Source organism: Burkholderiales bacterium, assembly GCA_013695435.1.
Lineage (GTDB): Bacteria > Pseudomonadota > Gammaproteobacteria > Burkholderiales > JACMKV01 > JACMKV01.
The window spans coordinates 1-7,969 of the sequence record JACDAM010000065.1 but is presented as its reverse complement, the minus strand read 5'-3'; the positions used below and the strand labels follow the sequence as shown (position 1 = coordinate 7,969).

Annotated in this window: 8 protein-coding genes; 4 read left to right on the top strand and 4 right to left on the bottom strand. The window is 60.2% G+C overall.

Annotation, left to right across the window (positions count from 1 at the left end; all coding sequences use genetic code 11):
• The 4 genes from H0V78_03970 to H0V78_03955 form a co-directional block, all read left to right on the top strand.
• A partial coding sequence (locus H0V78_03970; GenBank protein MBA2350961.1) for a hypothetical protein occupies nt 1–425 on the top strand: 425 nt, incomplete at its 5' end.
• Nucleotides 426–1,046: 621 nt separating this feature from the next.
• Nucleotides 1,047–2,042, top strand: a complete 996-nt coding sequence (locus H0V78_03965; protein MBA2350960.1) for a glycosyltransferase — start codon at nt 1,047–1,049, stop codon at nt 2,040–2,042.
• Nucleotides 2,043–2,048: 6 nt separating this feature from the next.
• On the top strand, nt 2,049–2,420 hold the full coding sequence (locus H0V78_03960) for a GtrA family protein (GenBank protein MBA2350959.1): 372 nt from the start codon (nt 2,049–2,051) through the stop codon (nt 2,418–2,420).
• Between the two features lie 30 nt (nt 2,421–2,450).
• Nucleotides 2,451–3,851 carry a hypothetical protein gene (locus H0V78_03955; GenBank protein MBA2350958.1) on the top strand — a complete coding sequence of 467 codons (1,401 nt, stop codon included), beginning with the start codon at nt 2,451–2,453 and terminating at the stop codon, nt 3,849–3,851.
• A 75-nt stretch (nt 3,852–3,926) separates the two neighbouring features.
• On the opposite strand, the gene H0V78_03950 is transcribed toward H0V78_03955, so the two are convergent.
• The 4 genes from H0V78_03950 to H0V78_03935 form a co-directional block, all read right to left on the bottom strand.
• Nucleotides 3,927–5,624, bottom strand: coding sequence for a hypothetical protein (locus tag H0V78_03950; GenBank protein MBA2350957.1), 1,698 nt, complete (start codon nt 5,622–5,624; stop codon nt 3,927–3,929).
• Complete coding sequence (locus H0V78_03945) at nt 5,621–6,502, bottom strand: flippase-like domain-containing protein (GenBank protein ID MBA2350956.1); 882 nt, start codon at nt 6,500–6,502, stop codon at nt 5,621–5,623. Before H0V78_03945 ends, H0V78_03950 begins: the two co-directional genes overlap by 4 nt.
• Nucleotides 6,409–7,287, bottom strand: coding sequence for a methyltransferase domain-containing protein (locus H0V78_03940; GenBank protein MBA2350955.1), 879 nt, complete (start codon nt 7,285–7,287; stop codon nt 6,409–6,411). Before H0V78_03940 ends, H0V78_03945 begins: the two co-directional genes overlap by 94 nt.
• On the bottom strand, nt 7,256–7,969 hold a 714-nt coding region (locus H0V78_03935; protein ID MBA2350954.1), incomplete at its 5' end, for a putative O-glycosylation ligase, exosortase A system-associated. The genes H0V78_03940 and H0V78_03935, both read right to left, overlap by 32 nt.

Sequence of the window (7,969 nt, the reverse complement as noted above, 5' to 3'; positions counted from 1 at the left end):
AGTTCGTTCCACGCCTTCCCTATGCCGAGTCGCTGCGTGAGCTTGCGCGCGCGGATTTGCTTCTCTTGCTCCAGTTCTCGCCGGACACATCGGGACTCGTTCCCGCGAAACTCTACGAATATCTGCGAACGGGAAAGCCGGTCATCGCCCTTGTTCCGCAGGGTGCGACCCAGGAAATATTGTCCGTCGTCGGAGGAGGCCAGGCGATTTCGCCGGAAGATAGTGAAGGTCTCTACAACGTGGTCGCGAACAGCTTCCGGAGATGGACAGAGGGAACGCTAGGCGATGAGAAGGCCGATCTCGCGGAGCTGCAACGATTCGACCGCAAGACACTGACCGCGGAGCTCGCTCGCTTGTTCGAGGAACTGCTCGTTCGCGCGGCGACATTGCCTCCAGCAACCCGCACAAGCTCGGTTCGTCAGTGATTTCGAGGCTGGTTTCGAACGATTTCACCGAAGCGGAAAGCGCAACTCCTTCAACGCGATCGACCCGTGTCGAATCCAGGCCTTGACGGTCCCGAGCGGCGCGCGCGATCGGCAATCTGTTGCTGCGTCGGCGTATCCATGTACGTAAGCAGGATCCACGAGCGCGGACGCCGGATCGTGATGTTTCAGCGGGTGCCTGACCCAGCGCTGGTCTTACAACTTTTCCAAAACTATCCGCCGGGGACGAAGTCGCTCGTTTGCTGTAGAATTTTTATGTAGGGTCGCGCCATATTCCAGGCTGAACGAAATGAAGCTGTTTGCTTCTTAGCCTTCTCCGTAGCTGGAAATTACGGTTAGCGCTAGTGTCCTGTTCCGGAGATAACTTGCGAAGGTCGATGAGGCAAACGATTCCGGCAGAAGCAAAAGCGGCGAAAACGGTGCGCGACGCGAAGCAAGACAAAGCCGCTATCGCCAATATCGGCAAGGCTTGCGCCAAAGCAGCGCGCCGTTTCTCGTCCGCTTTTGTGCAAGGTATTTCCGGAACAGGACACTAGACTAGGCGATCGAAATCAAAGATCGTGCCGACAGTTGGCGGAGTTCGAACAGTTGGATGCCTCACAGATGAGTCCCTATCCATTGCGATCGACAAAGGACGAACTCGGCTTGAAGCTCGAGGTGTTAACGCAGCCGCGGGTAGCCCTGCTCATTCCTTGCTACAACGAGGAATTGGCGATCGGCCAGGTCGTGACAGATTTCCGGAAAGCCCTTCCGCACGGCGAAATTTTTGTGTACGACAACAATTCAGACGATCACACCGTCGATGTGGCCCGCGCAGCAGGCGCCAAAGTCCGTCACGAACCGCAGCGGGGGAAGGGTCATGTCGTGCGGCGAATGTTCGCCGACATAGAGGCGGACGTCTACGTTCTCGTCGACGGTGACGCGACCTACTGCGCCGAAAGCGCGCCGGCAATGATTGAGCGACTCCAACGCGAAAACCTGGATATGGTTGTCGGGTGTCGTGTCCACGACGCGGTGGAGGCGTACCGACGCGGGCATCGTTTCGGAAACGCCATGCTGACGGGATTTGTCTCCTATCTCTTTGGCAAGCGATTCACGGACATTCTCTCCGGTTATCGCGTCTTTTCGCGTCGCTTCGTAAAGTCATTTCCAGCGCTCTCAAAAGGGTTTGAGATCGAGACCGAGCTGACGGTGCACGCCCTTGAACTCAACATGCCTGTGACAGAAATGGAGACACCGTACGGCGCGAGACCGGCAGGCTCTACGAGCAAGCTTTCGACCTACCGAGATGGATTTCGCATACTCCGTCTCATCCTAGCGCTGTCCAAACATGAGAAACCATTTCAGTTCTTCGGCATCCTGGCCGCCCTGCTCGCACTCCTTTCGATGGCACTCGGCATACCCGTCGTCCTCGAGTGGCTGCGTACGGGTCTCGTGCCTCGCTTCCCCACGGCCATCCTGGCCACCGGAATCATGATCCTCGCTTTTCTCTCCATCGGCGTCGGCCTGGTTCTCGAAACCGTCACCCGCGGACGGCACGAGATAAAGCGACTCATCTACCTTCAGTTCCCACGCGCAGCGTTCCGGCCGCTGGAATGAGCGCAGGTGACATTTCTCAGGTTTTGCGCGGTCGGCACGCTCGGATTCTTGGTCGACGCTGCGATTACGCTGGCCATGACGGAAGTCATTCAGTCCGGCCCGACTACCGGCCGGATCGTGGCATTCATTGTCGCCGCCACGGTGACTTGGCACTTAAACCGCCGTTATACCTTCCGGTCGTCCGCTAAGGCGTCCTGGCTCCCCTATTTGACGTTCACTGCCCTCGGGGCGCTGATCAACGTCGGGGTCTATCTGATCTGGATTCACGTATTGGGCGCTGCTCCGATGCAGATCGTCCTAGGCATTGCCTGCGGCTCGATCGCTGCGCTCTCGTTCAATTTTCTGGTCTCACGTCACGTCGTCTTTCGCGCGAGGTAGCGGGTACCGCAGCGACAATGGAGAAAAACTTTGGGATCGCTCCTCCCTCGCGAAATGTGCTGGGCCGTCGCCGGCCTCGTGGGTTTCGGCGCTTTGATTCGGCTGATCCTGTTCGTCATCTATCCGCCGGTTATTTACCCTGATACCGGGACCTACATGTTGTTGGCTCAACAGATCGCGAGCCTGGATCTGCGTGCCTATGACGGCGACAGGACGCCGTTATATCCCCTCCTCATGGTTCTGGGGGGTCTGAATGCGCGCGGAATCTATCTGATCCAGGCGCTGTTAGGCATCGCCGCAAGCGTTCTACTATTTCTCACGGCACTCGAGTTCAAGCGCAGCTACGGACTGGCGATTTTGGTGGGTCTGGTACCCACGGTGCTCCTTAACCAGCTGTTCATGGAAGCCAACATCCTTTCGGAGCACCTGACCGGGGTTCTGGCGGTGGCATCGCTGTACGTCGGCGTCACGATGCTGACGCGCGGCGGGGGAGTGGGTAGCACAGTGGTGCTCGGATTATTGGTTGCCGCGACCGCCCTCGCTCGCCCTGGTTACGTGGCTCTGGTCCCGGTCTACGCAGTCGTGGCTCTTCTGCAAACGCAGCAAGCACGATTCGCCCGTGCCGGGGTCTACCTAGGCGCGGTGTGCCTTCCAATCGTCGGGTGGATGGTCGTAAATGCGGCGACGGTTGGACAGTTCGGGCTGAGTACCCGGCTCGGCTTGGGTTTGATGAACCATAGCGGGGCGTTCATCGAGTACGCGAACCCGCGTTACGTCATCATTCGGGACATTTATCTCCGCCACCGCGCGGCGGTTGTGACGAGTCCCGAGGCGCAGGCGCACCGCGGCGGCGAGCAGTACGTCACCATTTTCTATGCATTGGACGAACTGAAAGCTGCAACCGGGCTATCCCAGATCGAGTTATCGAAAGAATTGCAGAAGCTTTCCCTGGACTTGTTTTGGCGTTACCCGGATCTGTACGCGAAGAGCGTCTTCAAGGCGTGGCTAAGTTATTGGTCAGCACCCAACTATTGGCGACCGGAAGCCATTCGGGCCCCAAGTCTCGCAACCGCCATGGAAGCCCTCTGGCGCGTCGAGCAACCGCTGATCCGGCTCGCGAACTTGGCGCTCGTGCTAGCGGTCACGTTGCTTATCCTGCAGGTGGCGGTGCGCGCTGCCAGGCGATGCGTCAGTGCGATCGTCGCCGACCGCCGTTTACTGGCGCTCCTGCTGACTGGAGGAAGCGTGTTCTGGTTCGCCATCTTCCAGGCGCTGTTCGAGTACAGCGAGAACGGACGCTACTCCATTCCTACACAACAGATAGCTGTCGCTTTCGTGATGCTCTACGTCAGCTGGCTGATCGACCTGCGTAGGCTGTCCGGTCCGAAGAGTCTGTTTCCCAAGGTCAGCCGCGTGTGTGCGAAAACCTAACGAGAATCGGCGAAGCTGTTCGGCCCTGCTGGCTGTCGGACTGTTCCCCGAATCGGTTGCGAAAGCAAAGGGCGATCAGACAGCGCCCCGCGTCGCGAACACATGCGCAGCGCTGCCCGTCCCAAGATAGGTCGCCCCGGTGAAGCGACGCGTGGCGTAGCGCCCGGCCGTGTTCGGGATCGGAGATTTCGGAGTGAACCGATGCGGCTCGTCACCGGCGAATTCGGCTTTCACCAAAAGGGAGTTGTTCGAATAACTCGAAGACAGATCAGCATCGTCCGTGGCGCCGGCCGCGCGATCACGCTTAATCACGAGCGACCGCGGACCGACGCTCTGATAAACGTTGTCCTCGAGCACCAGCGGATCGGGGAATGTGGCTGCCGTACCGCCTTCGGCGCGCGGACCGAGCCGGTTGTCGATGACGAAAAAGCCGCTGATCGCCGCGAAATCGGAAATCATCGTGTTGTTGCGGGCAGTCAGCCTGAACCGCCGTCCCGGGGAAAACACGTAGGGTGGCGGGCCATAGTCGGCCCCCGAGCCCTCCGGTGCGAAAGCGACGAGCGTCGCGTTGCGATTATCCGACGCAGGCCCGTACTGAAACACGTTCCCGCCGATCTCGTAGTCACCGCCGTTCGAGATATCGATGAGATACGAGGCCGCGCAGTCATTCATCAGGAATTTGTTGCCGAAAATCTTCGCGTTCAGTGCGCGGGTCTTCAACTGGTGAGCGCGGGCGAGTCTGTTCCCCGGCGAGTAGCTGACGACATTGCCGAAAAATTCGAGCCACTCCGGCGAAACATAGAACGAGTGCGCCTGATCATCGTAGCCGCAGTCCACGACCCTGCAGTCATAAATCCGCAAGGTCTGCCCCTTGGCGCCGCCCGAGACGGCGTTCTGACAGCGGGCGAACTCGCATCGTTCGACGCGTACCGAACGCCCCGCGAACCGGTCTTTGATGCGCACACCAGCCTCTCCGGTGTTGTACCAACCACGGTTGTCGCGAATCACGAGATCCTGCAGGACGACCTCCCCGTCGATCGGCGCGACGTCGATCGCGTGGACTTGGATGATGTCACGCTCGCCGCTCGTGTTTCGGAATACCGGGCGGTTGTTTGGATCGAGGGCCTTGATCGTGCATGGAAACTGGATCGTCGCCGCAGCCCTGGTCGAGCCTGAAAACATTCCGGGGGTGATCTCGAATGTCTTGCCGATGAGATCGGTCCGGCCGCTGGGCGCGCTCCCCGGGGCTGCGTCCCCACGTACTGCGCGGGTCAGCGCATCGAAGGAACTCCATTCCTCGAGCCCATGTTTGATCCTGGCCGGCGCGGAATCGACGTGGATGTAGGCAATGCTTGAAGCGACCGCTGATCCGGAGTCGCCAAATTCCGTGTCGGTGGCCTCGATTTGAACCCGAGCCGCGGAAGCGCCGGAGTCGCTTGCCGGGAACGCGCTGCCGTCGTAGTGCAGCATCGGGTAGCCGAACGAGTACTCGGGAAACTGGCTCTGGAAGGGCACATACGCCGCGTTCCGCGTTGCCGCAGTGCCATCGCTATAGACGTTTGCGCGAAGTCGGACTTTCGTCACCCCCGGCTTATGATTCGTCACGTAACGCGACACGTCGAACAAGCCCCGCTGTCCTGCCGTGAAGGTCACAATGGGACGCGGGATTCGTTCCAGGATCCCGACCGGCATGTCCTGACTCTCGCTCCCCCGAGCCGTGAAGGCTGCAAGCGGACTCGAGATCAGGGTCCTGAGAAATCGGCGCCGATTCACGCTGCCGCCGCTTGCGGGCGTTCTTCACGAAACCGCAGCCACGCCACCATCACCACGACCACCACGAGCGCCTGAATGGTCACCGCATAACGCGAGCTCGCACCCTGGTCGGCGAGGGCCTGTAGGATCGAAGAAAGCAGGATCAGCGCGCTGATTGCAGTCAGGTCCAGGTCCCACTTCACGCGCAGGCGCACGCGACGCGAGATCAGCACCAGAAACACCAGCATGACGAAGGCGGCGTTTGCCATCCGCAGCAGTTTGTGCTCGACCCACCACACCGCGGCGAGTGGCGATCCCAGCCAGCCGGGCGTCACCCGATCAAGATTCCAGAGTATGGGCACCGTCCAGAAATCCACCCACGCGTTCGCCACGCTGACCCCGTAACGCGCTGGACCGGGCAACCATTTGACAAGCGATTTGTAGCCGCCAGCGACAAACACCAGCCCGGCGAGCAGGCAGGGACCCACGGCCAACAGCGCAGCACGAAGCAACGGGTCACTTAAGGAGATCCAGACTGTGGGCAGGCACAGAGTGACGAGCAACCCCAAAAGCACAACCCCCGTGCCGCGCTCGATCGCCACGCTAAACGCCACTCCGGGAGCACTCCCATGGCGATGGAGATTCCATATTCGGACCACGTCACCTCCGACGGAGGTCGGTAGCGTCTGGCTGAAAAAAAGCCCTTCGAATACCCAGTGAATCGCCTTTACAGGCGGCAAGCTGCCCCCGAGGAACCGTACGATTCGATGCCAGCGCCAGCCAATGATGGCCGTCTGCAGGACCATCAGGAGTGCAGCCAGCGCGACGGAACCCGGCTGCAAATCGGCGATGGTGGTTCGGAGGCGTCCGATGTCGATCGACGCGCTAACCCACCAGATGAGGAGGAACTCAACCCCGCCTTGAAAAGCATGCCGATCACGCGCTTCAACTGCGAGTGGCCCGGCTCGGGGCTGCCGGGCATTGCCTTTAGCCTTTCGACAGGAACAACATCAGGTTCGACGTCCATCCGCACAGACGCACACGATCGACCCTTTCGCCTGTTATCCCGAGTCCCCGGCAAATCTCTCGCAATTCGGAGGCCCCCAGCAGGTTCAAGTTCTGCCTCCGCGAAGAATGGCAATCCGATGGTACGTAGCACCGCCCGGAATTTCGCCGCGGGGAGCCAGTGGATCAAGGGCAAACTAGTGTGCACTTCCACGGGAAACCAGCGGTTGGGCGTTGTGATGCACACAAGCCGACGCGCCACCCGGTAGAGTTCGCCTATGAAGTGTGCCTGCTCGGCAAGACTCCCGACATGTTCGACTACAGCGCTCGAGTGCACTACATCGAACGCGCCCTCGGCGAATGGCAGTGCCTTACCGTTTGCGAACAAGAAGCGCACGCCCGGGAATTCCTTCTCGAGGAAGCCTGCATCATCCATCCCCGCCGCGATCAGTTTGTCCTTGTGCGGATACCACGCCTCGAGGTAGTTTGAAGACACGTACCCCCGGTCACTCGTCACGCCCACGTCGATGACGGTTTCTGTGGCGGCAAGACCGCTGACCGCTAGAAACCGCTCGTACATCCTCCGGCGCATCATCGCGGTGACGCGAATCGCCAGCGAATCCGGCCGCGCGACGTTGTACTGCGCGTTAGGCTTGTCTGCCGCTGGGCGGGGCGCCAAGAGTCCGTCCTGTCATTGCATGCGCTTCTCGTGGCGCGGGTTCGACGGCGGAGCCCTCTGATCGAAGGGCTAGGTGCTCGCGAATGATGTATTGCGTCGTGCCGACCGCGGCGAAAAGGTAATACGGCAAGTCCCAGAAGGCGAGGTCGAGGAAGGCTCCGCCGACCGCATAGCCAACGAGTCCCACCTGCGTCATCGAGGCGAGCGAATAGGCCCAGCGAAGATCAGGGTCGTCGCGGGTGTCGCGCCTGATCGAGGCGCATTGCCGCCAAACGAGCCACCAGAAAAGCAGGAAAAACCCCAGACCTATGAACCCTTGACTGCCCAGGACTTGGAAATAGATGCTATGGGCGACGAGTTCAACAGAAGGATTTGGCGAGTACCTGGCCGATGTCGCAAGACTCTGCCATTCTAACCCGCCTGCTATGGGGAACTTGTCCTTGGCGATATTAAAAGCCGTCTCCCAGGCGATGATCCGGCCCATTGCGGAGCTTTCCGTTTCATAGGTCTCGATCGTCCGCATCCGGTCCGTCCAGCTTTCGGGCATCGCGGGAATCGCCATCAGCAGGAACAGCGCGGCAGCGATGGTTATCGCCGACTTGTGGGGGCTTCGATACCAGAGCAGGCAGCCCATTGCGAAGACCCCCAGCAGCGCGCCCCGGGACCAGCTCCCGAGGACTGA

What these genes read in the sequence shown, in the direction of transcription:
- H0V78_03965 (MBA2350960.1), top strand. Translation starts at nt 1,047, where the DNA reads ATGAGTCCCTATCCATTGCGATCGACAAAGGACGAACTCGGCTTGAAG.